Origin of the sequence: Acidovorax sp. 210-6, assembly GCF_010020825.1 — a bacterium.
Classification (GTDB): domain Bacteria; phylum Pseudomonadota; class Gammaproteobacteria; order Burkholderiales; family Burkholderiaceae_C; genus Simplicispira; species Simplicispira sedimenti.
The window spans coordinates 788,725-813,909 of record NZ_JAACJE010000001.1 but is presented as its reverse complement, the minus strand read 5'-3'; the positions used below and the strand labels follow the sequence as shown (position 1 = coordinate 813,909).

Annotated in this window: 19 protein-coding genes and 1 tRNA gene; 13 read left to right on the top strand and 7 right to left on the bottom strand. The window is 64.4% G+C overall.

Annotation, left to right across the window (positions count from 1 at the left end; genetic code table 11):
- Window positions 1-3 precede the first annotated feature (3 nt).
- The 8 genes from GWK50_RS03735 (at window position 4) to GWK50_RS03700 (ending at window position 6,786) form a co-directional block, all read left to right on the top strand.
- Window positions 4-933 (top strand): polyprenyl synthetase family protein, encoded by a 930-nt coding sequence (locus tag GWK50_RS03735; protein WP_162018007.1) that lies wholly within the window; start codon window positions 4-6, stop codon window positions 931-933.
- 21 nt (window positions 934-954) lie between these two features.
- Window positions 955-1,031, top strand: a tRNA-Pro gene (locus tag GWK50_RS03730).
- Between the two features lie 118 nt (window positions 1,032-1,149).
- Window positions 1,150-2,886 (top strand): type IV-A pilus assembly ATPase PilB, encoded by a 1,737-nt coding sequence (pilB, locus tag GWK50_RS03725; RefSeq protein WP_162015355.1) that lies wholly within the window; start codon window positions 1,150-1,152, stop codon window positions 2,884-2,886.
- Between the two features lie 25 nt (window positions 2,887-2,911).
- Window positions 2,912-4,129 (top strand): type II secretion system F family protein, encoded by a 1,218-nt coding sequence (locus tag GWK50_RS03720; RefSeq protein ID WP_162015354.1) that lies wholly within the window; start codon window positions 2,912-2,914, stop codon window positions 4,127-4,129.
- Window positions 4,129-5,010: an A24 family peptidase gene (locus GWK50_RS19785; protein WP_162015353.1), complete on the top strand. Its 882-nt coding sequence runs from the start codon at window positions 4,129-4,131 to the stop codon at window positions 5,008-5,010. Before GWK50_RS03720 ends, GWK50_RS19785 begins: the two co-directional genes overlap by 1 nt.
- The gene (gene coaE / locus GWK50_RS19780; RefSeq protein WP_277950288.1) at window positions 5,007-5,627 is read left to right on the top strand and encodes a dephospho-CoA kinase; all 621 of its coding nucleotides are present in this window, start codon (window positions 5,007-5,009) and stop codon (window positions 5,625-5,627) included. Before GWK50_RS19785 ends, coaE begins: the two co-directional genes overlap by 4 nt.
- Before the next feature lie 7 nt (window positions 5,628-5,634).
- A complete protein-coding gene (zapD, locus tag GWK50_RS03705; RefSeq protein ID WP_162015351.1) occupies window positions 5,635-6,390 on the top strand; it encodes a cell division protein ZapD in 756 nt (251 codons plus the stop codon).
- Window positions 6,391-6,564: 174 nt separating this feature from the next.
- Window positions 6,565-6,786 (top strand): DNA gyrase inhibitor YacG, encoded by a 222-nt coding sequence (locus GWK50_RS03700; protein WP_162015350.1) that lies wholly within the window; start codon window positions 6,565-6,567, stop codon window positions 6,784-6,786.
- A 40-nt stretch (window positions 6,787-6,826) separates the two neighbouring features.
- On the opposite strand, the gene GWK50_RS03695 is transcribed toward GWK50_RS03700, so the two are convergent.
- From GWK50_RS03695 to GWK50_RS03675, 5 genes are all read right to left on the bottom strand, one after another.
- A complete protein-coding gene (locus tag GWK50_RS03695; RefSeq protein ID WP_162015349.1) occupies window positions 6,827-7,261 on the bottom strand; it encodes an NUDIX domain-containing protein in 435 nt (144 codons plus the stop codon).
- Between the two features lie 4 nt (window positions 7,262-7,265).
- Window positions 7,266-8,138, bottom strand: coding sequence for an ATP-binding protein (locus GWK50_RS03690; RefSeq protein WP_162015348.1), 873 nt, complete (start codon window positions 8,136-8,138; stop codon window positions 7,266-7,268).
- A gap of 219 nt (window positions 8,139-8,357) precedes the next feature.
- The gene (gene argJ / locus GWK50_RS03685; RefSeq protein WP_162015347.1) at window positions 8,358-9,587 is read right to left on the bottom strand and encodes a bifunctional glutamate N-acetyltransferase/amino-acid acetyltransferase ArgJ; all 1,230 of its coding nucleotides are present in this window, start codon (window positions 9,585-9,587) and stop codon (window positions 8,358-8,360) included.
- Between the two features lie 96 nt (window positions 9,588-9,683).
- Window positions 9,684-12,443 (bottom strand): preprotein translocase subunit SecA, encoded by a 2,760-nt coding sequence (gene secA, locus GWK50_RS03680; RefSeq protein ID WP_162015346.1) that lies wholly within the window; start codon window positions 12,441-12,443, stop codon window positions 9,684-9,686.
- 134 nt (window positions 12,444-12,577) lie between these two features.
- Entirely contained in the window at window positions 12,578-13,555 is a 978-nt protein-coding gene (locus GWK50_RS03675) for a M23 family metallopeptidase (RefSeq protein ID WP_162015345.1), read from the bottom strand.
- Window positions 13,556-13,582: 27 nt separating this feature from the next.
- Between GWK50_RS03675 and GWK50_RS03670 the strand changes: the two genes are divergently transcribed.
- The gene (locus tag GWK50_RS03670) at window positions 13,583-13,882 is read left to right on the top strand and encodes a DciA family protein (RefSeq protein WP_162015344.1); all 300 of its coding nucleotides are present in this window, start codon (window positions 13,583-13,585) and stop codon (window positions 13,880-13,882) included.
- 19 nt (window positions 13,883-13,901) lie between these two features.
- Here the strand turns inward: GWK50_RS03670 and GWK50_RS03665 are convergent, their stop codons facing one another.
- Window positions 13,902-15,533: an iron ABC transporter permease gene (locus GWK50_RS03665; protein WP_242455282.1), complete on the bottom strand. Its 1,632-nt coding sequence runs from the start codon at window positions 15,531-15,533 to the stop codon at window positions 13,902-13,904.
- 94 nt (window positions 15,534-15,627) lie between these two features.
- Between GWK50_RS03665 and GWK50_RS03660 the strand changes: the two genes are divergently transcribed.
- The gene (locus GWK50_RS03660) at window positions 15,628-16,698 is read left to right on the top strand and encodes an ABC transporter ATP-binding protein (protein ID WP_162015342.1); all 1,071 of its coding nucleotides are present in this window, start codon (window positions 15,628-15,630) and stop codon (window positions 16,696-16,698) included.
- 43 nt (window positions 16,699-16,741) lie between these two features.
- Here GWK50_RS03660 and galE read toward each other — a convergent pair whose 3' ends face one another.
- Window positions 16,742-17,761, bottom strand: coding sequence for a UDP-glucose 4-epimerase GalE (galE, locus tag GWK50_RS03655; RefSeq protein ID WP_162015341.1), 1,020 nt, complete (start codon window positions 17,759-17,761; stop codon window positions 16,742-16,744).
- Window positions 17,762-18,034: 273 nt separating this feature from the next.
- Between galE and GWK50_RS03650 the strand changes: the two genes are divergently transcribed.
- From GWK50_RS03650 to GWK50_RS03640, 3 genes are read left to right on the top strand one after another with little or no spacing between them, the layout of a single operon-like run.
- On the top strand, window positions 18,035-20,794 hold the full coding sequence (locus tag GWK50_RS03650; protein WP_242455447.1) for a bifunctional glycoside hydrolase 114/ polysaccharide deacetylase family protein: 2,760 nt from the start codon (window positions 18,035-18,037) through the stop codon (window positions 20,792-20,794).
- A complete protein-coding gene (locus tag GWK50_RS03645) occupies window positions 20,754-24,593 on the top strand; it encodes a tetratricopeptide repeat protein (protein WP_242455281.1) in 3,840 nt (1,279 codons plus the stop codon). Before GWK50_RS03650 ends, GWK50_RS03645 begins: the two co-directional genes overlap by 41 nt.
- A 24-nt stretch (window positions 24,594-24,617) precedes the next feature.
- Complete coding sequence (locus GWK50_RS03640; RefSeq protein WP_162015339.1) at window positions 24,618-25,172, top strand: penicillin-binding protein activator LpoB; 555 nt, start codon at window positions 24,618-24,620, stop codon at window positions 25,170-25,172.
- The last annotated feature ends 13 nt before the right edge of the window (window positions 25,173-25,185 follow it).

Below are 25,185 nucleotides of genomic sequence, written 5' to 3'. Positions count from 1 at the left end.
GACATGCGTGAGGTGGACAGGGTCATTGCTCAACGCCTTGCTTCCAATGTTCCGTTGGTCGGGCAAATATCGCAATACATCATCGCCGCCGGCGGAAAGCGCCTGCGTCCAGCCCTCCTGCTGCTGGTGGCCGGGGCACTAAACTGCCAGAACGCCCAGCGCTTCAATCTGGCGGCGGTGGTCGAGTTCATTCACACCGCCACCTTGCTGCACGACGATGTGGTCGACGCATCCACCATGCGTCGCGGCCGCGCCACAGCAAATGAAACTTTCGGTAACCCTGCGAGCGTGCTGGTGGGGGATTTTCTGTACTCGCGGGCATTTCAGATGATGGTCGATGCGGGCCAAATGCGGATCATGGAAATCCTGGCCGATGCAACCAATGTGATCGCAGAAGGCGAAGTCATGCAGCTGATCAACATGCACGACGCCTCGCTGGACGAGAACGCTTACCTGCAGGTCATTCGATCCAAGACCGCCAAACTGTTCGAGGCCAGCAGCCGCTTGGCCGCCGTTCTTGCCAGAAGCGATACCGCACAGGAAGAAGCCTGCGCCACCTATGGTCAGGCATTGGGTACGGCATTCCAGATCATCGACGATGTGCTGGATTACGACGGTGATAGCCAGGAAATGGGCAAGAACCTGGGGGATGACCTGCGCGAGGGGAAGGCTACCTTGCCCTTGATTGCCGCCATGCAAAGAGGCTCCGCAACACAGGCCCAGATGGTCCGGCACGCCATTGAGAACGGCAGCACCGACCAGCTTGATGCCATCGTGACCGTTGTCAGGGAAACCGGCGCTCTGGATGTAGCCCGGGAGGCCGCTGCAGCCGAGGCACATCGTGCCATCGAAGCCATTTCCACACTCCCAGACAGTGCCTATCGCACAGCTTTGCTACAATTAGCGGCTCAGCTGTTGCAGCGCAGAACCTGACGGTTCATGCAACACAGCCATCGGGGTGTAGCTTAGCCTGGTAGAGCGCTACGTTCGGGACGTAGAGGCCGGAGGTTCGAATCCTCTCACCCCGACCAGAAATGCCCCCTTAGCGGGCGCCATTCGCCCTACGGGGGCGCCGGTACTGCGATTTACAGCATACGCAGCTTCGGCGATGATAGGATGGTTTCGCGTTCCCCCTTTCATTCTGGTTACATGGCTGCAGTTGATTCCACCCAAAGAGACTCCGCATCAGTTGCCTTGCCCGGCTTGGGCAGGGCACTGATTTCTGCCGGCAAGCTCACCCCCAAAGCCGCAGAAGACATCTTCCGGAAGTCTCAGGCCGGTCGCAGCAGCTTTATCGCAGAGTTGACGGGCTCCGGCGCAGTATCTGCCGCCGATCTTGCGCACACTGTCTCTGCTGTCTTTGGCGCCCCCCTGCTCGATCTCGACGCCATCGACCCCCAACGCCTGCCCAAGGATCTGCTGGACTCCAAGATCTGCCAGTCCTATCGCGTGCTGGTGCTCAGCAAGCGCAGCAACCGTCTGATCGTCGCCACCGCAGACCCCACGGACCAGGAGGCCGCTGAGAAAATCAAGTTCACCACCCAAATGGGCGTGGACTGGATCATTGCCGAGTACGACAAGCTCTCCAAACTGGTGGAGTCGTCCACCAAGTCGGTGGGCGAGTCCATGGAGTCCTTCTCAAGCGGAGACTTCGACTTCAACGATGTTTCCACCGAAATACCTGACGAACCAGAAGACACGGGAGCTGGTGGGGATGTCGAAGACGCTCCCATCGTCAAGTTCCTGCACAAGATGCTCTTGGATGCGTTCAACATGCGCGCCTCCGATTTGCACTTTGAACCTTACGAGCACCACTACCGCGTGCGCTTCCGCATCGACGGCGAGTTGCGTGAGATTGCGTCTCCCCCCGTCGCCATCAAAGACAAGCTGGCATCACGCATCAAGGTTATCTCCCGGCTGGACATCTCGGAAAAGAGGGTGCCGCAAGACGGTCGGATGAAGCTCAAGGTCGGTCCGGACCGCGTCATCGACTTCCGTGTCAGCACCCTTCCCACGCTGTTTGGCGAGAAGATCGTGATCCGTATCTTGGATCCGAGCAGCGCCAAAATGGGCATCGACGCGCTGGGATATGAGCCCATCGAGAAAGAACGTCTGCTGAATGCGATCGGCCGACCCTACGGCATGATTCTGGTGACAGGTCCCACAGGTTCCGGCAAGACCGTGTCCTTGTACACCTGTCTGAACCTGCTGAACAAGCCTGGTGTCAATATTGCTACCGCAGAAGACCCTTCGGAAATCAACCTTCCCGGAGTGAACCAGGTCAATGTGAATGAAAAAGCGGGCCTGACCTTCGCAGCGGCACTCAAATCGTTTCTGCGCCAAGATCCCGACATCATCATGGTGGGTGAAATCCGTGACTTGGAGACGGCCGACATTTCCATCAAGGCTGCGCAAACCGGTCACTTGGTGCTCTCGACCCTGCACACCAACGACGCCCCCACCACGCTCACACGCATGCGCAACATGGGCATTGCGCCCTTCAATATTGCATCCAGCGTGATCCTGATCACTGCCCAGCGCCTGGCACGGAGGCTGTGCCCCCAATGCAAGGCGCCAGCCGATATTCCCCATGAAGCCCTGCTGGAAGCCGGCTTCAAGGACGAGGAAATAGACGGTTCCTGGGTTCCCTACAAGCCTGTGGGGTGTTCTGCCTGCAACAACGGATACAAGGGACGTGTAGGTATCTATCAGGTGATGCCTATCAGTGAAGAAATCCAACGCATCATTCTGCGCGACGGCAGTGCGCTGGAAATCGCGGAGCAGGCACGCAATGAAGGCGTACGCTCCCTGCGCGAATCGGGGCTGCACAAGGTCAAGATGGGAAGCACCTCGCTTGAAGAAGTGCTGGCAGTAACCAACGAATAACTACAACCTGACAAGGTGGAGATCTATGGCAACGGCTGCAAAGGCAAGCATCAAGGATTTCGTCTTTGAATGGGAGGGCAAGGACCGCAACGGCAAGATCGTGCGGGGAGAAATCCGTGCCTCGGGGGAGAACCAGGTTCAGGCCTCTCTGCGCCGCCAGGGCGTGTTCCCCACCAAGATCAAGAAGCGCCGTCTGCGCTCGGGCAAGAAGATCAAGCCCAAAGACATCGCACTGTTCACCCGACAGATGGCCACCATGATGAAAGCTGGTGTGCCGCTGCTGCAATCTTTTGACATCGTGGGGCGCGGCAACACCAACCCCAGCGTGGGAAAGTTGCTCAACGATATCCGTGCCGATGTGGAAACGGGGACCTCGCTCAATGCAGCGTTTCGCAAGTACCCTCTGTATTTCGACAGCCTCTACTGCAATCTGGTGGAAGCCGGTGAGGCCGCGGGTATTCTGGAAGCGCTGCTGGATCGCTTGGCCACCTACATGGAAAAGACCGAGGCGATCAAGGGAAAGATCAAATCGGCATTGATGTATCCCATTTCGGTCATCATCGTTGCCTTCGTCGTCGTGACCGTGATCATGATTTTCGTGATCCCTGCCTTCAAGGAGGTGTTCACCTCTTTTGGCGCTGATTTGCCGGCGCCCACCCTCTTCGTGATGGGAATCAGCGACGTGTTCGTGAAGTGGTGGTGGCTGATCTTTGGCGTGCTGGGCGGTGGCTTCTACTTCTTCATGCAGGCCTGGAAGCGCAACGAAAAGATGCAGATGTTCATGGACCGTCTGCTGCTGCGCATTCCAATCTTCGGTGACCTGATCAACAAATCAGCCGTGGCGCGCTGGACGCGTACGCTCTCCACCATGTTTGCTGCCGGCGTACCACTGGTCGAAGCGCTGGATTCGGTCGGTGGTGCTGCAGGCAACTCTGTGTATGCCATGGCCACCGACAAGATCCAACAGGAAGTCTCCACCGGCACCAGCCTGACTGCGGCCATGACCAACGCCAACGTTTTCCCTTCGATGGTGCTGCAGATGTGCGCCATCGGCGAAGAATCAGGCTCCATTGACCATATGCTGGGCAAGGCGGCCGACTTCTACGAACAGGAAGTCGATGAAATGGTCGCAGGCCTCTCCAGTCTCATGGAGCCCATCATCATCGTGTTCCTGGGCACACTGATTGGCGGCATCGTGGTGTCGATGTACCTGCCCATCTTCAAGCTGGGCCAGGTCGTCTGATGGTGCTGGATCCGTGGTGGGACGCGGCCCTGGTCGGCGTCTTGGGCCTGATGGTGGGCAGCTTTCTGAACGTGGTGATCTACCGCCTGCCCCGCATGATGGAACGGCAATGGGCGCGCGAGCATGCCGACTATGCGCGCTCCACCGCCGGAGACACTGCCCCCGCTGTAGAACCGCCGGACGCCGCCCCGTTCAATCTGGCCGTTCCCCGCTCGCGCTGCCAGTCCTGCGGGCACCAGTTGCGTTGGTATGAAAACATCCCGGTACTCAGCTACCTGGCCCTGCGAGGTCGATGCTCCTCCTGCAAAACGTCTTTCAGCGCACGCTATCCCGCCGTCGAGCTGCTGACAGGCGCCTTGTTCTTCTATTGCGCCCAACGCTGGGGCCTGGGCCCTGCAGGACTGGCCTGGTGCGGGTTCAGTGCGCTCATGGTGGCCCTGGCCTTCATCGACTGGGACACCACCCTGCTGCCCGACGACCTGACCTTGCCTTTGCTCTGGGCCGGTCTGCTGGCATCGGTATTCCAATGGACAACCATCCCCTTGGCAGACGCCGTGCTCGGCGCCGCTGCAGGCTACTTGTCGCTCTGGCTGGTGTACTGGGGCTTCAAGCTCGCCACCGGCAAGGAAGGCATGGGCTACGGCGACTTCAAGCTTTTTGCGGCCATGGGCGCCTGGTTTGGCTGGCAGGCCCTGGTACCCTTGATCCTGATGGCTTCCGTGGTGGGCGCCGTGGTCGGCATCGCCATGAAAATGGCCAGCAGCCTGCGCGAAGGAGGTTACGTTCCCTTCGGTCCCTTCCTCGTGGGCGCAGGGCTGATCGGCATGGTCTTCGGGCCTGCACAGGTGCTGAACCTGTTGCTGGGCACACTGGGCCTGTGACCGCCCCACGCTCTTCAGCCTGGCAGGTCGGTCTGACCGGCGGCATTGGCAGCGGCAAAAGTACCGTCGCAGCCATGCTGGCGGCCTGCGGCGCTACGGTGGTGGATGCGGACCAGATTTCACGTCAGCTGACCACCGCCAACGGCGCTGCCCTACCCGCCATTGCCCAGGCATTTGGCCCATCGCTCATTGCGGCAGATGGTTCCCTGGACCGCGCGCGCATGCGCGAGCTCATCTTTCGCCAGCCGCAGGCACGCCAACAACTCGAAGCCATCATCCACCCCTTGGTGGGGCAGGAAACAGTGCGCCAGGCCCAGGCCGCCATCGCCCAAGGATGCCGCCTGGTGGTGTACGACATCCCCCTGTTGGTCGAATCCAGGCACTGGCGCCGCCAGCTCGACGCCGTGATCGTCGTCGATTGCCGTGAACAGACCCAGATCGACCGCGTGGTGGCACGCAGCCAGCTCAGCCCCGACGTGGTGCGCGGCATCATGGCCGCACAGGCCAGCCGCCACGAGCGGCGGGCCTGCGCCGATATCGTGCTGTTCAACGACACCGTTCCCCTTCCCAGCCTGCAAGAGCAGGTGTCCTTGGTGGCCCGCAGCTTCGGGCTATGATCCGACCGTGATCCTGTACGAATACCCTTTCAACGAACGCATCCGCACCTACCTGCGGCTCGAACACCTGTTCAAACGCCTGGGTGAACTGATTCCACGCACCCACCCGCTGGACCACCACTTCGCACTGACCACCATTTTCGAAATCATGGACGTGGCCGCGCGCGCCGACCTGAAAGCCGACGTGCTCAAGGACATCGAGAAGCAAAAGCATGTGCTCGATGGTTACCGCGGCAACCCTGCCATCTCGGAGGCGGCACTCGACGGCATCATCGCCCAGCTCGACCGATGCTTTGGCCTTCTCAACACCCAGGCGGGCAAGACCGGCCAGCCCCTGAGCGAGAACGAATGGCTCATGAGCATCCGCAGCCGCGCAGGCATTCCGGGCGGCACCTGCGGGTTCGACCTGCCCAGCTACTACGCGTGGCAGCACCGACCTGCCCCAGAGCGCCAACAGGCCCTGGAAGGCTGGGCGGGCACCCTGGCACCGCTGGCCGAGTCCATTTATCTGCTGCTGAAGCTGTTGCGCGACTCCGGCGTCCCTCAAAAAGTGGCTGCCGAACGAGGCCAGTTCCAGCAAAACCTGCCGCAGGGTCGCACCTTCCAACTGCTGCGCCTGCGCATCGATCCCGCCCAGGGGCTGGTGCCCGAAATCAGTGGCAACCGGCTCATGGTGTCGGTGCGCCTCATGCACCAGATGCCCCAAGGGCACCTGCAGGCCAGCACCGAGGACGCGGTGTTCGAACTGGCTTTGTGCGCTTGAAGCACCAACACCCCCCTGTGTCGCTACGCTCCTTCCCCCCGCTCTCGCAGCGCGGCGCGCTCCGGGCAGGGGGACGCCACCGGTGCGGCGGGGCGGCCCTTGCACGGTGGCCGCTGGCCTGAGTTGCGCCAGCTTCATACGTCGCAGATGGTGCAAACACCATGAAAAACTGAAATGCATCCAGACAAATCAGCACCCACGGCACCGCGCAAGGTGCGCTGTCCGGCCTGTCAGGGCTGGAGCCTGTTCAGCCCCGCCAACCCCTGGCGCCCGTTTTGCAGCGAGCGCTGCAAGCAGATGGACCTCGGCGCCTGGGCCAGCGAGGGTTTTCGCGTACCCGCCGAAGCACCGCCCGAGGATGCCACCTTTGGCGATCCCCGCACCAGCATTGATTAAAAAATGGCACTGGCGCTTGTTGGACAAGCGCCATCAGCTATCAATTTGATAGTATTTCCGGATCAAATGGTACGCCACGCTCCTCGGCCAGCCAGCCCAGCACCGGCAACGCGCCCGGTAGCACGGGACGCACCCCGATAGGCCAGTGCTGCCAAGCCATCGTCTGGCCCTCACGCATCTCGAAGTCACCCGTCCATTCGTGCACCTTGCACCAGTGCAAGCGCACCAGCGCGTGCGGGTAGTCGTGCTCGGTCACCTTCCAGACCGCCGCAGGGCCGATGGTGACGCCCAGCTCCTCGTGCAGCTCGCGGCGCAGCGCCTGCTCCACGGTCTCGCACGCCTCGATCTTGCCGCCGGGGAATTCCCAGTAGCCCGCATAGACCTTGTCCGGTGGCCGCGTGGTCAGCAGCAGCGCGCCATCGGCGCGGATGAGGATGCCCACCGCGACCTCGGTGTGCTTGCGCTGCACGGGCATCGCCTCAGCCACCGCGCCGCCCCGCAAAGTCGCGCGCGAATTGGTAGGCCACGCGACCGCTGCGCGAGCCGCGCTCCAGTGCCCAGACCAGGGCCTCGGGGCGCGCGGCGGCGATAGCGTCACCGCCCAGCCCGAAGGACGCCAGCCACTGGGCGGCGATGGCCAGGTACTCGTCCTGGCTGAACGGGTAGAAGCTCACCCACAGGCCGAAGCGCTCGGACAGCGAGATCTTCTCCTCCACGCCCTCGCCCGGATGCACCTCGCCATCGTCGGTGTGGGTGTACGTGAGGTTCTCGCGCATGTACTCGGGCAGCAGATGGCGCCGGTTGCTGGTGGCGTAGATCAGCACGTTGGGCGTAGCAGCCGCCACCGAACCGTCGAGGATGGACTTGAGCGCCTTGTAGCCCGGCTCGCCGTCCTCGAAGCTCAGGTCGTCGCAGAACACGATGAAGTATTCCGGCCGGCCGGCCACCACCTCGACGATGTCGGGCAGGTCGGTCAGGTCGGCCTTGTCCACCTCGATCAGACGCAGGCCCTGCGGTGCGTAGGCGTTCAGGCAGGCCTTGATGAGCGAGGACTTGCCCGTGCCGCGCGCCCCCGTGAGCAGCACGTTGTTGGCTGGCAGGCCGCGCACGAACTGCTCGGTGTTGCGCTGGATCTTTTCCTTCTGGCCGTCGATCTCCTTCAGATCTTCCAGGCGCATCGCCGCCACATGGCGCACGGGCTCCAGCGCGCCGAGGCCGCTGCTGCGCTTGCGGTAGCGCCAGGCAATCGCTGCCGACCAGTCGGGCGCCGCCAACGGCTGCGGCAGCACGGATTCGATGCGCGCAATGAGCTGCTCTGCGCGTTCGATCAGATGTTCAAATTTTTCGTTCATTTTGGCCTCCAGCGCCCATTTATAAAGCGCCAGCAGCTATTAAATACGTAGCAAACATTCCGCACTCGCATGCGTCCACGGCGCATGAACCTGGCGCGGCCAAAGTCAGCAGCCCCCGTGCAAGGGCCGCCCCGCCGCGCTGGGGGCGTCCCCCTGCCCGCATTGCGCAGCAATGCGAGAGCGGGGGGAAGCCGCGCAGCGGCTCAGGGGGTATCCACGTCAAGAGCGGTAGTCGGCGTTGATGGTCACGTAGTCGTGGCTCAAGTCGCAGGTCCACACCGTGTCCTGCGCCTCGCCCCGGCCCAGCAGCACGCGCACCGTGATCTCGCTCTGCTTCATCACGCGCTGGCCGTCCTCCTCGCGGTACTGCGGGTTACGGCCGCCCTGCACGGCCACGTGCACGTCGTCGAGGTACAGGTCGATGCCGGTCTGGTCCAGGTCGTCAATGCCGGCATAGCCCACGGCCGCCAGGATGCGTCCCAGGTTCGGGTCGCTGGCGAAGAAGGCCGTCTTGACCAGCGGTGAATGCGCGATGGCATAGGCCACCTTGCGGCATTCCTCGCCGGTCTTGCCGCCTTCCACGCGCACGGTGATGAACTTGGTCGCGCCCTCGCCGTCGCGCACGATGGCCTGGGCCAGCTTCTGCGCCACGTCCAACAGTGCCGCCTTGAGCGCCTGGCCCTCGGTACTGGACAGCGATTCGATGGAGGCATGCGCCGCCTTCTGCGTGGCCATCAGCATGAAGCAGTCGTTGGTGGACGTGTCGCCGTCGATGGTGATGCGGTTGAACGACTGGTCCGCCAGCTCGCGCACCAGGCCCTGCAGCAGTGCCGGCGCGATGCGCGCGTCGGTGGCCACGAAGCCCAGCATGGTGGCCATGTTCGGACGGATCATGCCCGCGCCCTTGGCGATGCCGGTCACCGTGACGGTGGCGCCGCCAATCTGCACCTGCCGGCTGAAGGCCTTGGCCACGGTGTCGGTGGTCATGATGCCCTCGGCCGCGCGCGCCCAGTGGGCCGGTTGCGCGTCGGCGATGGCGGCGGGCAGCCCGGCCTCGATGCGGTCCACGGGCAGCTGCTCCATGATGACGCCGGTGGAGAAGGGCAGCACCTGTGCCGCATCCACTTGCAAATGCCGCGCCAGCGCCGCGCAGGTAGCGCGTGCGCGTGCCAGGCCGTCGGCACCCGTGCCGGCGTTGGCGTTGCCAGTGTTCACCACCAGGGCGCGGATGGCCTGGCCGCCCGCCAGATGCTCGCGGCAGACCTGCACCGGCGCGGCGCAGAAGCGGTTCTGCGTGAACACGCCCGCCACCGCGCTGCCCTCGTCCAGCAGGAACACCGTGAGGTCCTTGCGGTGGGCCTTGCGCACGCCGGCTTCGGCGACACCGATGCGCAATCCGGCAACCGGGTGCAGATCCGAGGGAACAGGAGCGGAGAGATGAACGGGCATGGGGTTTCCTTCCAAAAACTGGGCCGATGATACGCAGTCACCGAGCCGCCGAAATGAAAACACGGGCCGAGGCCCGTGTCTGGTGCGCAAACAGGCTCAAGCCAGCTTGCCGTGGCACTGCTTGTATTTTTTCCCGCTGCCGCAGGGGCAGGGATCGTTGCGGCCCACCCGGCCACCGGCCGCCACCTTCTGCTGCACGCTGAGCGTGCGCTCGTCCACCGTGGTCTCGACCTCGCCGGTTTCGGTGGGCGCGGTGTAGGTCACGTTGGCGATGTGTTCGGCACGGGCCTCCAGGTCCTCAGCGGCCTGGTCGATCTGCTCGGGCGACTGCACCTGCACGGTCATCAGCACGCGGGTCACTTCGTTCTTGACCACGTCGAGCAACTGGCGGAACAGCTCGAAAGCCTCGCGCTTGTATTCCTGCTTGGGCTGCTTTTGTGCGTAACCGCGCAAGTGGATGCCCTGGCGCAGATAGTCCAGCGCACTGAGGTGATCACGCCAGTGGGTGTCGATGTTCTGCAGCAGCACCATGCGCTCGAACTGGGTGAAGTTCTCCTTGCCCACCAGCGCGACCTTGGCTTCGTAGGCGCCATGCGCGGCGGCCAGCACCTTTTCCAGAACGTCGTCATCGGTGAGCGACTGGGCCCCTTCCACCATTTGCTGCAGCGCCAGGCTCAGCTGCCACTCGTCGGCCAGGGCCTTCTCCAGCGCAGGCAGGTTCCATTGCTCCTCGACCGATTCAGCGGGGACATGCTGACGCACCAGGTCGGTAAAGCAGCCTTCACGCATGCCGGCGATGACCTCGGACAGCTCGGCGGCATCCAGGATGTCGTTGCGCTGCTGGTAGATGACCTTGCGCTGGTCATTGGCCACATCGTCGTACTCCAGCAATTGCTTGCGGATGTCGAAGTTGCGTGCTTCCACCTTGCGCTGGGCCGATTCAATGCTGCGCGTGACGATGCCCGCCTCGATGGCTTCGCCATCGGGCATCTTGAGCCGGTCCATGATGGCCTTGACGCGGTCGCCCGCGAAGATGCGCATCAGTGCATCGTCCAGGCTTAGGTAGAAGCGCGAGGAACCCGGGTCGCCCTGGCGGCCCGAACGGCCGCGCAGCTGGTTGTCGATGCGGCGGGATTCGTGGCGTTCGGTCGCGATGATGCGCAGGCCGCCCAGCGCCTTGACCTTTTCGTGGTCTTGCTGCCACTGCGCGCGCAACTGGGCAATGCGCGATTGCTTGGTGCCGTCATCCAGGCTTTCATCGGACTCGATGGCAGCCACATCCTTCTCGATGTTGCCGCCCAGCACGATGTCGGTGCCGCGGCCTGCCATGTTGGTGGCAATGGTGATCATGCCCTGGCGACCGGCCTGGGCCACGATGTCGGCCTCGCGGGCGTGCTGCTTGGCGTTGAGCACCTGGTGCGGCAGGCCCACCTGGGTCAGCAACTGGTCGATGATTTCGGAGTTCTCGATCGAGGTTGTTCCCACCAGCACCGGCTGGCCACGCTCGTGGCATTCGCGGATGTCCGCAATGGCGGCCTCGTACTTTTCGCGCGTGGTCTTGTACACGCGGTCGAGCTGGTCATCGCGCTTGCTCGGGCGGTTGGGCGGGATGACCACGGTTTCCAGACCGTAGATTTCCTGGAACTCATAGGCCTCGGTATCGGCCGTACCCGTCATGCCCGAGAGCTTGTTGTACAGGCGGAAGTAGTTCTGGAAGGTGATGGAGGCCAGCGTCTGGTTCTCGGCCTGGATCTGCACGCCCTCCTTGGCCTCCACAGCCTGGTGCAGACCATCGCTCCAGCGGCGGCCCGACATCAGGCGGCCGGTGAATTCATCAACGATGACGATTTCGCCGTTCTGCACCACGTAATGCTGGTCGCGGTGGTACAGGTGATTGGCCCGCAGCGCCGCATACAGGTGGTGCATGAGCGTGATGTTGGCCGGGTCATACAGCGATGCGCCCTCGGCAATCAGGCCCTGGCTGGCCAGGATGCGCTCGGCGTTCTCATGGCCCTGCTCGGTCAGGAAGACCTGGTGCGATTTTTCATCCACCGTGAAGTCGCCGGGCTTGGTCACGCCCTCGCCAGTGCGTGGGTCAGCTTCGCCTTCCTGGCGCACCAGCAGCGGGACCACCTTGTTCATGGCCAGATAGGTGGCGGTGTGGTCTTCGGCCTGACCGCTGATGATCAGCGGGGTGCGCGCCTCGTCGATGAGGATGGAGTCCACCTCGTCCACGATGGCGTAGTTGAGCTTACGCTGCACCCGGTCCTGCACCTCATAGACCATGTTGTCGCGCAGGTAGTCAAACCCGTACTCGTTGTTGGTGCCGTAGGTGATGTCGCTGGCGTAGGCAGCCTGTTTTTGTTCGCGCGGCATCTGCGGCAGGTTGATGCCCACCGTCAGACCCAGGAAGTTGTACAGCCGCCCCATCCATTGGGCATCGCGGTTGGCCAGGTAATCGTTCACCGTGACCACATGCACCCCGTGCCCCGACAGGGCATTGAGGTACACGGGCAGCGTGGCGGTCAGCGTCTTGCCCTCACCCGTGCGCATTTCGGCGATCTTGCCGTAGTGCAGCGCCATGCCGCCGATCAGCTGCACGTCGAAGTGGCGCATCTTCATCACGCGCTTGGAACCCTCGCGCACCACCGCGAAGGCTTCGGGCAGCAGTTCGTCCAGCGTGCTGCCCTGTTCCAGGCGCTGGCGGAACTCCTGCGTCTTGGCCCGCAGGGCTTCGTCGCTCAGAGCCTCGAACTGGGGCTCCAGCGCATTGATGCGGGCCACCGTCTTGCGGTATTGCTTGAGAAGCCGGTCATTGCGGCTGCCGAAAATTTTGGTGAGGAAGTTGGTGGCCATGCGAACAGATCCGCCCCGTGCGCCCGAAGGCACACCGGACGGCCAGAAGCTTGATTGAAAGGGGTTCAGTTGGGGGCATCCCGCAGCTTGTCAAGCATCGACAAGCTGCGGAACGGCACCAAATAGCGCGGATTTTACCTGCCAGCCGTGGGTGCCCCACTGCTGCGTGACGGCAGGACTGCCAGCTTTTGCGTTGCCTGCTGGCCTGCCAAGAGAAATTTCTGCGGATCCTGGGGCACGCCCTGCACCAGCACCTCGAAGTGCAGGTGCGCCCCCGTGGAACGCCCAGTGCTGCCCACCTCGGCAATTTTCTGGCCGCGGCGCACCAGGTCACCCCGCTTGACCAGCACCTTGGATGCATGGGCGTAACGGGTCACCAGTTGGTTGCCGTGGTCGATTTCAACCATGTTGCCGAATTGGTGGTGATACTCCTGCGTAATCACCACACCGCCTGCGGCAGCCACGATGGGAGCCCCAGTGTCGGCAGAGAAATCCAGTCCCGCATGCAACGCCGACTGCCCGGTGAGGGGATCGATGCGCCAGCCAAAGCGCGACCCCACGTCCTTGCTCGGTGCGGGAGACTCGGTGGGCACCATGTGCTTGCGAATGTGCTGATCGAACAGGCGGGATTCCAGCACCGTGAGCAGATCAATGCGCTGGCCACTGATCTGATCGAGTTCCTTCAGGGTGGCGTCCAGTTCTTCCATGGAGAGCGAGCGCCCGGCCATCAACGCCCCACCCAGTCCTGGTGCTCGGCCTGCGGGCTTGGTCACCGCAGGCTCTATGCCCGCCAAACCCGACACCCGCTCGCCCAGGGATTCCAGCTCGACCATGCGTGCTTGCATCTCACCCAGCTTGCGCGCCATGGCGTCGAGGTTCTGGCGCATGAAGCGGTCGCGCTGGGCAAATTCATCCTCCACGACCAGGCGCACCAGCGAGCCCACCACGGGCCAGCCTTCGCGCGCACCCTTGAGAAACACCAAGTGGTACAGCAACGCCGCCACTGCCATCAGCAACAGAGATGCGGCCAGCATCGCTGCCATCAGTCGCGTACCCGTCAGATGGATGGTGCGGCTGCGGCACAGCCGCGAGTCCATGATAATCAACTGCATTCCTGCTTCCTGTGTCCTTGACCGAACATGCTCCGCCGCCACCACGCCATTTCGCTGCAGCAGGCCGCCGATGAGTCACCCACATTGGCCAAGCTGGCTGCGCTCACGCGCGAGTCCAGCGAACGCCTCAAGGCGGTGGAACCGCTGGTTCCACCGGCGCTGCGCTCTGCACTGCAAGCGGGGCCCATCGAGGGCGATACTTGGTGCCTGGTGGTCAAAAGCAACGCAGCTGCCGCCAAATTGCGCCAACTGTTGCCCGCCTTGCAGGCCCACCTGCGCAGCAAGGGCTGGCAGGTTAACGCGATTCGGCTAAAAATCCAAACCTGAAGGCCCCGCAAATCAGGGTTTACCCTGAATTGGTACGCAAAGCCCGGCTGAGCAGCACCACGGGCACCAAGCCCACCAATACCAGCGCCAGCGAAGGCAGCGCCGCCTCGCCCAGCCGCTCATCGCGTGCCAACTGATAGGCCACCACGGCCAGCGTGTCGCTGTTGAAGGGGCGCAGCACCAGCGTGGCGGGCAACTCCTTCATCACATCCACAAACACCAACAAAGCCGCCGCCGCGGTGGATCGGCGCAACAGCGGCCAGTGCACCCGTGCCAACAACCGAAGGCTGCCAGCGCCCAGCATGCGTGCCGAGTCGTCCAGGCTGGCCGGGATGCGTGCATACCCGCTTTGTACCGATTGCAGCGCCACCGCACTAAAGCGCACCAGGTAGGCCCACACGATGCCCAGCGCCGTGGTGGTGACCAGCGCGCCCACGCCCCACTGCGGCGCCAGCGCCTGCAGCCAGCCCACGGGCAGCAACAACCCCACCACGATCACCGCGCCCGGCACCGCATAGCCCAGGCTGGCCAGGCGCACCACGCCGCGCGTCAGCACGCCCGCACCGCGCCGCACGGCAAAAGCCAGTGCCAGCGCCACCAGCACAGACAATACGGCGGTAATGCCACCCAGCCGCATGCTGTTCCAACCCCAGGCCAGAAAGCGGTCCCAGGGCAGCACCGACCAGTCGGCAGCCAGTGGCCGCAGCATGAACAACACCGGCGCCACAAAGCCCAGCAACACCGGCAGGGCGCACACCGCCCAGGCCCACAGCACACGGCCACCGCGCAGACGTACCGGCGTCGCTTCGGCCGACCCACCCCGGCCCACACCCGACGCAGCAAAGCGCATGCGCTGCTGGGCACGCTGCTCCAGCCCCATCACCACCAGGACCAATGCCAGCAACAGGGTGGAGAGCTGCGCAGCCGCCACGCGGTTGTCCATGGCCAGCCAGGCCTTGTAGATGCCCGTGGTGAAACTCTGGATGCCAAAGTAGCTGGTCACCCCAAAATCGGCCAGGGTTTCCATCAGCACCAACGCCACCCCGGCGGCCACCGCCGGGCGCGCCAGCGGCAGGGCAATGCGGGCAATGCGCCGGGGCAGCGGCGCCCCGAGCAGGCGCGCCGCTTCCATGAGATGTGCAGCCCGCTCACCCAATGCCGTGCGGGCCAGCAGGTACACATAGGGATACAAAGACACGACAAACACCAGCACCGCGCCCCACAGGCTGCGCACCTCGGGCAGCAGGTGCCCCTCCCAGCCAAAGGCCGCACGCAACCCCACCTGCAACGGTCCGCTGAACTGCAGAAAATCGGTGTAGGCATAGGCTGTCACATAGGCCGGCATGGCCAGGGGCAACAGCAGCAGCCATTCGAACGCCCGCCGCCCCGGAAAATCGAACAAGGTGACCGCCGCCGCCGCCGCGCTGCCGACCACGGCCGCCCCCAACCCCACCCACAGGCACAGCCACAGCGTGGTGCCCACATAGCCCGGCAACACGGTGGATGCCATCTCGCGCAGGACGGCCCAGGCCGATGCCCCCCCCTCTCCCCAGGGCAGCCAGGCCCCCAGCAGGGCCAGAACAGGCAGGGACAGCACACCCGCCAGCAGCAGCAAGGGAAGGGAGCGCAAAACGGCGGACAGGCGTGGCAAGAGAGCGTCTCGAAGGGCGGCAGACAGGGAGTGACGGCCGCGAGGGCCGAGAGGAATGCGAATTCTACGCATTCGACCCTCCTACAATGCGCACATGTTTCTGCAAGTCTCCCAACTGCAAGTGCGCTATGCCGGTCAGGCGGTGGCCGCAGTGCAGGATGTGTCCCTGGGTCTGGCAGCTGGCCAGATTGGCGTGCTTATCGGCCCCTCGGGCTGCGGCAAGACCACCTTGCTGCGCAGCGTGGCCGGGCTGGAGTCCGTGGCCGCAGGCGGCATCCGCCTGGGTTCGCAGGTGGTGGGCAGCCCCGGCCACAACATGCCGCCCGAGCAGCGACGCATTGGCATGGTGTTCCAAGACTATGCGCTGTTTCCGCACCTGACTGTGGGCAGCAACGTGGCCTTTGGAATCGAGCACCTGCCCGCCGCCGAACGCAGCCTGCGTGTGGCCGAAGTGCTGCAACTGGTGGGCCTGGAGGGCAGTGCGCAACGCTACCCACATGAACTCTCTGGCGGCCAACAGCAACGCGTGGCCCTGGCGCGCGCGCTGGCGCCCCGTCCGCAGCTCATGCTGCTGGACGAGCCCTTCTCCAACCTGGATGTAGATTTGCGCGAACGACTGGCCCACGAGGTGCGCAACATCCTCAAGCAGGCAGGCGCCACGGCACTGTTTGTCACCCACGACCAACTCGAAGCGTTTGCGATCGGGGACATGATTGGCGTGATGCACCAGGGCCGCCTGCACCAGTGGGACGACGCCTACACCCTGTACCACCGCCCCGCCACCCGGTTTGTGGCCGACTTCATCGGGCACGGCGTGTTCGCCCCCGCCACACTGGTGCAGCAAGGCAGCGGCGTGGTGGTGCGCACCCCCCTGGGTGACCTGGCCAACCTGACCGACTGCCCCCTGCCCTCGCGCTACCCCGGAGGGGCGTGTGACGTACTGCTGCGGGCCGACGACATCGTGCACGACGATGCGGCCCCGGTGCAGGCGCAGATCGTGCGCAAGTCGTTTCGCGGGTCAGAGTTTTTATACACGCTGCGCATGGACAACGGCCAGATGCTGCTGGCCCATGTACCCAGCCACCACGACCACGCCCTTGGAGAGTGGATCGGTATCCGCGCGCTCGTGGACCATGTGGTGACCTTCGAGCGAAATTCAGGCTAAATATGGCTACAGCGCAATACCAGCAAGCGCAAGAAGCTATCAATTAGATAGCATTTTTCAGTGTGCGGGCCTCGCCGTTCTGCCAGCGCCAGGCGTCCTCGCACATGCGCTGCACGCCATGCTGCGCACACCAGCCCAGCAGTTGCTGCGCCAGCGTGGGATCGGCCCAGCAGGCAGCCACATCACCAGGGCGGCGTGGCACCACCTGGTAGGGCACGGGACGGCCGCTGGCCTGTTCGAAGGCCCGCACCATCTCCAGCACCGACACCGGGCGGCCCGTGCCCAGGTTCACAGTCAGCAGGCCTGGATGGCGTTCCAGATAGCGCAGCGCATCCACATGGCCTTGCGCCAGGTCGCTGACATGGATGTAGTCCCGTACCCCCGTGCCATCAACGGTCTGGTAATCGTCGCCATAGACGCTCAGGCGTTCGCGCTGGCCCACGGCCACCTGGGCCACGAAGGGGAGCAGGTTGTTGGGAATACCCTGCGGGTCTTCGCCAATGAGGCCGCTTTCATGCGCACCCACGGGGTTGAAATAGCGCAGCCGCGCCAGCCGCCACTGGCCAGGCTCGGAGGTATCCAGATCGGCCAGCACCTGCTCCATCATGAGCTTGCTCCAGCCGTAGGGATTGGTGGCGCTGAGCGGAAAGTCCTCGCGAATCGGCAGTTGTGCCGGGTCACCATACACCGTGGCCGACGAGGAAAACACCAAGGTGCGCACCCCGGCACGCCGCATGGCCTGCAGGAGCGACACCGTGCCCGCCACGTTGTTGTCGTAATAACGCAACGGCTCGCGCACCGACTCACCCACGGCCTTGAGCGCCGCGAAGTGGATCACCGCCTGGATCGGATGGCGCGCAAACAGATCGTCCAGCAAGGCCGAGTCACGCACATCCCCTTGCACATGCGCCGGCACCTGGCCGGTGATGCGCCCGACGCGCTCCAGCGCATCGGGACGGCTGTTGCAGAAGTTGTCCAGCACCAGGCAAGGCATACCCGCCTGCGCCAGCGCCACACAGGTGTGGGATCCGATGTAGCCCGCCCCACCAGTCACAAGAATCATTCTCAGCCCCTGCAAATCTAAAAATACAATAATGGAACAGTCAAAGATACGCCAAAACTATTGGTGTTTGTCTAAAATCAATGATTGTGACGTTTGGGAACATATGTGCGGAGCAAGCCTTCCGCAACATCCATTCAGGTCATGCGACACCCGTTCGCAATGACCTTCTGTTCTTATACATCCCTGCTTGTTTTTCTCTTGATCGTGCTGCGACACTTTGGCATGTTGCTGGATTTGCGTTTTCCATTCGTACGAACCTGCCTACTGGCCTTGATGGCAGCGCTGTGCTGGCCTCTGGCAGCGCATGCAGCACCTGCGGTGGCGCTGTACTACGGCGAACGCGCAGGCCTGGCCGATTTTCGCGCATTCGACCTGGTGGTGGTGGATCCAGACCACTACCGGCAGCAGCCGCTGCCTGCGTGGGACGGCACCCAGTTCTATGCCTATGCCTCCGTCACGGAGGTACAGCCCTCCCGCGCCTATTACGCCGACATCCCGGTCGACTGGAAGATAGGGCGCAATCCTGCCTGGGGATCAGACCTGATCGACCAAAGTGCCCCCGGTTGGCCAGAGTTTTTTGCCACCCGCGTGATTGCACCGCTGTGGGCACAAGGCTACCGGGGCTTTTTCCTGGACACGCTGGACTCGTACCGCCTGGCCGAGCGCTTTGACGAACAGGCGCAGCAACAAGGCTTGGTGCAACTGATCCGCGGGCTGCACCAGCGGTTTCCGGGCATCCGGCTCATGCTGAACCGGGGCTTCGACATCGTGCCGCAACTGCCAGGCCAGATCGAATGGGTGGCCGCCGAGTCGCTCTATCGCCGCTGGAACGCTACCCAGCGCCAATACGAAGAAGTCCCCGAGGCCGACCGCAGCTGGCTGCTGGGCCAGCTGCAACAGGTACGCGAGCGCCATGGCCTGCCGGTCCTGGTGATCGACTATGTGCCGCCGCACGACCGCACGCTGGCACGCGCCACAGCCCAGAAGATCCTGGCCGACGGGTTCACCCCCTGGGTCAGCAATGCCGAGCTGTCCGGCGTGGGCATGGGCAGCATCGAGCCGGTGGCACGCAAGGTGCTGATGATCTACAACGCCGAGGAGTCGCCTTCGGTCAACTACTCCGTGGCGCACCGGTTCCTGCAAATGCCCCTGAACCACCTGGGCTACACCGTGGAGCTGCGCGACGCCTTGGAGCCGCTGCCCGAACCCATCCTGCCTGATCGCTATGCAGGCATCGTGCTCAGCTTCTCGGGCTACCTGCCCGAAGGCAAGCAGGCGGCGCTCGCGGCCTGGATAGAGCGGCAACTGGCCCACAAGGTGCCCATGGCCGTGGTTGGCGGGTTCGGACTGACACCCCCGCCCGGCTTGGCACGCAAGTTGGGGCTGGAGTCCGCTGCGCGAACGTCCGCCCCGTTGGAGCCGCTGCCCTACCATGCAATGGTGGGCCTCGAGGCCCCACCACCCAAACCTGGCAACGACGTGGAGTTGTTCCTCCTCAGTGCCCAGGAAAAACCTCAGGCCTCCCCCCTGGTGGCCTTCCGGGGCAAATCCCAGCGTGAGCAGGTCGCCGCTGCCCTGACGTCCTGGGGCGGCTTCGTGCTGGAGCCCTACACACTGGTGAACGTGCCCGGCACCGAGTACTCGCGCTGGGTGATCGACCCTTTCGCCTTTCTCACCCAGGCACTGCGCCTGCCCGCCATTCCGGTGCCCGACACCACCACCGAGAACGGCCGCCGCCTGTTGCTCGCGCATGTGGACGGAGACGGCTTCCCTTCGCTGGCCGAACTGCCCGGCAGTCCGCTGGCGGCGGAGGTTCTGCTGCGTGACGTGTTCATGCGCTACCGCATTCCGCAAACCATGTCGGTCATCGAAGCCGAGGTCGCGCCCCACGGCCTGTATCCCGCCCAAAGCCCCCAGTTGCAGGCGATTGCCAAGGCGATGTTCAAGCTGCCCCACATCGAGGCCGCCAGCCACACCTATTCGCACCCCTTCCTGTGGGATCGCGCGGTGCGCCATGGCGTGTTCAAAGACGACGGCAGTGCCGCCTACCAGTTGCCGCTGCCCAACTACCGGTTCGACCTGCAGCGCGAAATCGTCGGCTCCATTGCCTACATCCGAGATCACTTGGTGCCGCAAGGCAAGCCGGTGCGCATCCTGCAGTGGTCCGGCGACACCGCTCCCAGCACCGAAGCACTCAAGATCACCGAGGAAGCCGGCCTGCTGAACATCAACGGGGGCGACACCTTCATCACCCGCGCCAATCCCTCGCTCACGGCCATTGGAGCACTGGGCATCCACAAGGCCGGACACCTGCAGGTGTATGCCCCCATCACCAACGAAAACATCTACACCAACCTCTGGAAAGGCCCGTTCTACGGGTTCGAACGCGCCATCGAGACCTTTGAGCTGACCAACGCGCCGCGCCGCATCAAACCCGTAGGCATCTACTACCACACCTACTCAGCCAGCAAGCCTGCCGGATTGAAAGCGCTGCACAAGGTGTATGGCTGGGCACTGGCCCAGCCGCTGCACCCGGTGTTCACATCGGAGTTCATCGCCAAGGTGCAGGACTTCCATGGCCTGGCACTGGCACGCGAAGGTGAAGGCTGGCGCGTGCGCGGCAACGGTGCCTTGCGCACGCTGCGCCTGCCCACAGTCCTGGGGGCGGCACAACCCGAGCGCAGCCGGGGCGTCGCGGGTTGGAGCGAAGGCCCTGAGGGCACTTACGCCCACCTCACCGGTGGTCAGGCCTGGTTGCGCGCCGCGCCCATGCAAACACCGGCCGCGCCCGCACTGCGCGATGCCAATGCCCGCATCACGCATTGGGACATGCAGGCCCAGGGCGGCGAATTCCAATTGCAGGGCCACGGGCCGTTGGAATTCAGCCTGCACATCCCTTCCCCCTGTCAGGTTCGCGCCCACCAGCGCACTCTGGCACCCCAGTCCAGCCCCACCCCGGCACGGACCGACATCCGCCACTACCGCCTCAACGATGTCACAGCGCGTATCCAGATTCACTGCCCAGCGCGTTGACCGCCCGGTGCTCGCACCCGACTGGCTCATCGCCGTGCTCACCTGCATGGTGGCGGGTGGCCTGTGGCTGCTGTACCCGCGCCAGGCGCTGGAGCGGCGCCTGTCCGAAACGGCCGACTCACCGCTGTCTGCCGCCTACCTGCACAACCTGCTGCGCAGCGACCCAGAAAACCCCACCCTGCGCCTGCTGCTGGCGCGCCAGCAAATCCTGCACGGCGAGATGGACAGTGCCCACGTGACACTCGCCCCCGCACTGGCATCGAGCAACCCGGAGATCCACCGCAACGCTTTGTGGACACTGTGGGAGCTTCGCTACACCCAGTATGTGCGCACCCCCGAAGACCGCCAGGACGAACGCCAGGAGCAGCTCCCCGGGTTGCGCGCCCTGCTGCACAGGCTGGCGGCCGAAGAGTGGCCATTGGATCGCCAACGCAGGCTCATCACACTTGCCGCCCAGTTCGGTGACGATGCCCTGCGCAAGCGCCTGGAGCAGCAGTGGGCCCAAACCCAGCCCCAGCAACAGCCACAGGACGCCACCTCCTACGAGCGCGCAGCGCGCGATGCACTGGCCGCAGGCGACTATGCGGGCAGCGCAGAGCTTTTCATGCTCGCGCGCAACACCAGCGACAGCGCCGCACAGGCCAAGCATTTCTTCCATGAGGCCCTGCGCACCCTGCGCGCGGGCAATGATCCTGCCGGCGCCCTGGCCCTGGCCGAGCGCGAGTTGGGCCCGCTGGCAGACGACCGCGACACCCTGTTGCTGGTCATCGAGATCGCACGCGCCGCAGGGCGTCCCGATGTGGCAGACCGCTATGCCCGCCGCCTGCTGCGCATTTCGCTCCTGAGGACGTGGCCTGGGTATGACGCTGCGCAAGAGGCTCCCGCTACCGCACAGTACGACGACGGTGCCAGCCTCCTGCGCTCGGAGATGCAGCAGGTGGCGTGGCCCGTGCAGAGCGCACCGACCCCCAAGGCCCCGGCCCTGCCTTTTGATGACAAGGCGTTTTCGCTGGGCTACCAGGTGTTCCTCGAAAACGGCAAGCCCGAGGACGCATGGGCCGTGGCCAACGCCGCCGTGCAGCAGCAACCCTCCAGCCTTGTCTGGCGCGAGCGCCTGGCGCGGGTGTCCGAATGGACCGAACGCCCCGTGCAGGCGCTGGAGCAATGGCTGTTCATCGCACGGCAAACCCAGAAAGACGACGCCTGGAAGGCCGTGCTGCGACTGGCCCCAGGGCTGTTCCATGATGCGGCACTGATCGAAGCCCTGCACTACCAATTGCGCCGCAAACCGGGCGATGAAGAGCTGATCGAGGATCTGGTCGAAGCCTACGAACGCCTGGGGGAGCCCGAGCCAGCGCTGCGCTACCTGCAACAGAACGCCCGCAGCCCCGCCAGCCTGGAGCGGCTGGCCTGGCTGGCCGAACGCGCAGGCCAGCCCGACACGGCGCTGAACGCCTGGCGCTCGCTGTTCAGCGATCCCGCGCAGATCACCCCCGCCAGGGCCGTCCCCGCCGCCGTGCTGGCGTTGATGCAAGGCCACCCCGACGAAGGCCTGCAATGGATGGAGGCCGCCCAGCGCCACCTGCCCGCGGAGGGCGATGCGTCGGAATTCTGGCGCCTGACCGGCCAGATTGCCGAGAGCCAGGAGCGCCGCGAACTGGCGATCACCGCCTACCGGCAACTGGCGGCCAACCCCGACGCGCCCCTGGAGGACTTGGACGCCCTGATCCGCCAACTGCTGCCCGATCACCCTCTGGAGGCGGCCCAGGTGGCACTGCGCGCCTGGGAGCGCCACGACCAACCGCGTCACCTGATCCAGGCCCTGACGCTGTATTCAGGCCGCGGCGAGTGGGCACCCTTTGACCGCGTGCTGTCCCTGCTCGACCCGGCACCCGACGCGCCGCGCCGCTCGCTGCGCAAGCTCTGGCGCATGCCCGAGTACCTGCGCCTCATGGGTTCGCACCACCAGAACGCAGGACGCCTGGCAGTGGCCCGTGAGCACTTGCAGGCGGGCCTGGCCGCAAGCCCGGACTCCACCGATATGCAGACCGCGTTGCTGTGGCTGCTGATCGACAGCAACGATGCCGTGGCACTGCGTGAACTGCTCGCACGACACGAAGTGGCCTGGAGCCGCCAGGCCGCCGTGCACAACGCGCTGGCGTCCAGCTACCAAGCCTTGTCACAGCCACAGGTGGCGCTGGAGCGCTACCTGACGCCCCAGTTGCAGGCACGACAGGACGATTTCCTTTGGATGATGAACTACGCCGACGCATTGGATCAGAACCAGCAGTTCGACCGTGCGTGGCATTTGCGCCGCCACCTGCTGCGCCAGCAATGGCGACAGCTCGCGCAGCAGGTACCCAACGCGCAAGGCCGACCTGGGTTGGTGCGCGCGCAGTGGCTGACCCAACAGGGCCTGGACGCCACGCAGCGTGTGGCCCGTGCGCGCCTGCAAATCACGCAGAACCCTGGTGACCCGGCCTATGCCGTGCTGCGGGAACTGATGCGTCTGGACCTGGACGACCAAGGCCAACTGTCCAACGCAGCCGCCGAGACCGCCATTGGCTGGCTGCAGGACCAGCAGGAATACTCAGCCGAGCGGCGTTTTCTGTGGCACCAGTACGCCCGCAGCCGCAGCCTGCGCACCCACCGCCCGCTCTGGGCCGACATCACCGTCGCCTTGGCCGAAGACGACCGCATGGCCGCAGGCGAACTGCTCGAAGCCTTTGACGAACGGCTGCCACGCTACGACCGCGTGAATGCGGCACGCGCCGTGGAAGACCTGCGCACCGCCCAAAGCGCGGCCTTCGATACCCAACACGCCCAACACGACGACGAACCCCTGCACCTGCAGCTGACCGAATCCCTCCTGGCCTTCAGCGACCAGGTGCAAGCCAACACCCGGCACATCCAGCTCGCGGGCATGGACGAAAACCAATTGGGCGGCAGCCTGCACCTGGCCCTGTCCCCCCGGCTGGCGATGGACATTGAATGGAACAGCATCCGCCGCCAATCGACCAACACTCGTGTGGTCAGCCTGCCCCCCCAGGAGCGCCTGTGGGGCGCTCGCCTGCTCTGGAAAACGGCCAGCACCGCCACGCGCCTGGGATGGATGCGGCGCGAGGGCTGGCAACAGACCGATGCCTGGCTGCTCAGCCACGAGCAGCGCCTGGACAGCCGCGTGACGCTGATGGCAGAGCTGGGATGGCACCAACCCAGCGAAGAGAGCCTGGCCCTGCGCCTGGCCGGCATGAAGAACCATGCCCACCTGTCCCTGCGCTACCAGTTCTCGCGCCTGGACAGCGTGCTGTGGGACTACCGCGCCGAGGACTACTACCTGCAAACCGGTCATTGGTTGGGCAGCGGCCGCCACACCGAACTGCGCTACACCCACACCTATCGCCAGGATTTGCCGCACCTGGAGTTCAGTGCCTTTGGCTCCTATCACGGCTACCGCATCAACCAGGACGCCATGGGCTGGCCGTCGCTGGATTTTCTGCCACCCGGCGCACTGGAAGGACCGCGCACCTTCGTAGCACGAAGCTTCGCGTTCTATGGCCTGGAGGCTTCCAGCAACACGCGCCTGGAGCAGGACTACACCCGCGCCCTCCAGCCGTTTGCCAGCGTCAGCCGCACCTGGCACAGCCGATTGGGCCCAGGCTACGGCGTGCGCCTGGGCTTGGCAGGCAGCCTGCTGGGCGCAGACCATTTCAGCATTGCCTGGGGACTGTCCAAATCCGGGCTCCAGTCACAAGACCGCAGCAACGAGTGGCAGCTACGCTACCGTCTCCCTTTCTGACCTTCGCTTCCCACAGGAAAGACCATGAACCTGCTCCATCGCTTCTCCTCTCTGCGGACCTGGTCCGCCTGCACCGCGCTGGGCCTGGCCTTGATGCTGGGCGCCTGCTCCTCCCTGGACCGTGGCAAGCCACCCACCTTGCAGACCCAGGCCACGTGGACCGTACTGCCCTTTGCCAACCACACCGAAACCCCCATGGCCGGAAGCCGCGCCCAGGCGATTGCACAGTCCTTGCTGGTGGCGCGCACGGGCAAGGTACTCGTGGCGCCCACCAACACACAACAGGAGGCGCTGTTCGATGCCGCCGATGAAACGCGCCGCCAGCAAGCCCTCGAATGGGCGCGCGGCCAGAAGGTGCGCTACGCACTGACGGGGACCGTGGAGGAGTGGCGCTACAAGGTGGGGGTGGATGGAGAACCTGCCGCAGGGGTGACGCTGCAAATCATTGACGTGGCCACCGGCGAAATGCTTTGGAGCGGCTCGGGTGGCAAGAGCGGCTGGAGCCGTGAGGCCTTGTCTGCCGTGGCACACAAGCTGATTCGCTCCCTGCTGGACACCGGCCTGTCGGACGCCCGCTGAACCATTTGCCCGA

What these genes read in the sequence shown, in the direction of transcription:
- GWK50_RS03735 (WP_162018007.1), top strand. Translation starts at nt 4, where the DNA reads ATGCGTGAGGTGGACAGGGTCATTGCTCAACGCCTTGCTTCCAATGTT.
- pilB (WP_162015355.1), top strand. Translation starts at nt 1,150, where the DNA reads ATGGCTGCAGTTGATTCCACCCAAAGAGACTCCGCATCAGTTGCCTTG.
- GWK50_RS03720 (WP_162015354.1), top strand. Translation starts at nt 2,912, where the DNA reads ATGGCAACGGCTGCAAAGGCAAGCATCAAGGATTTCGTCTTTGAATGG.
- GWK50_RS19785 (WP_162015353.1), top strand. Translation starts at nt 4,129, where the DNA reads ATGGTGCTGGATCCGTGGTGGGACGCGGCCCTGGTCGGCGTCTTGGGC.
- GWK50_RS03700 (WP_162015350.1), top strand. Translation starts at nt 6,565, where the DNA reads ATGCATCCAGACAAATCAGCACCCACGGCACCGCGCAAGGTGCGCTGT.
- GWK50_RS03695 (WP_162015349.1), bottom strand. Translation starts at nt 7,261, where the DNA reads ATGCCCGTGCAGCGCAAGCACACCGAGGTCGCGGTGGGCATCCTCATC.
- GWK50_RS03690 (WP_162015348.1), bottom strand. Translation starts at nt 8,138, where the DNA reads ATGAACGAAAAATTTGAACATCTGATCGAACGCGCAGAGCAGCTCATT.
- argJ (WP_162015347.1), bottom strand. Translation starts at nt 9,587, where the DNA reads ATGCCCGTTCATCTCTCCGCTCCTGTTCCCTCGGATCTGCACCCGGTT.
- secA (WP_162015346.1), bottom strand. Translation starts at nt 12,443, where the DNA reads ATGGCCACCAACTTCCTCACCAAAATTTTCGGCAGCCGCAATGACCGG.
- GWK50_RS03675 (WP_162015345.1), bottom strand. Translation starts at nt 13,555, where the DNA reads ATGCAGTTGATTATCATGGACTCGCGGCTGTGCCGCAGCCGCACCATC.
- GWK50_RS03670 (WP_162015344.1), top strand. Translation starts at nt 13,583, where the DNA reads ATGCTCCGCCGCCACCACGCCATTTCGCTGCAGCAGGCCGCCGATGAG.
- GWK50_RS03660 (WP_162015342.1), top strand. Translation starts at nt 15,628, where the DNA reads ATGTTTCTGCAAGTCTCCCAACTGCAAGTGCGCTATGCCGGTCAGGCG.
- galE (WP_162015341.1), bottom strand. Translation starts at nt 17,761, where the DNA reads ATGATTCTTGTGACTGGTGGGGCGGGCTACATCGGATCCCACACCTGT.
- GWK50_RS03650 (WP_242455447.1), top strand. Translation starts at nt 18,035, where the DNA reads ATGGCAGCGCTGTGCTGGCCTCTGGCAGCGCATGCAGCACCTGCGGTG.
- GWK50_RS03645 (WP_242455281.1), top strand. Translation starts at nt 20,754, where the DNA reads ATGTCACAGCGCGTATCCAGATTCACTGCCCAGCGCGTTGACCGCCCG.
- GWK50_RS03640 (WP_162015339.1), top strand. Translation starts at nt 24,618, where the DNA reads ATGAACCTGCTCCATCGCTTCTCCTCTCTGCGGACCTGGTCCGCCTGC.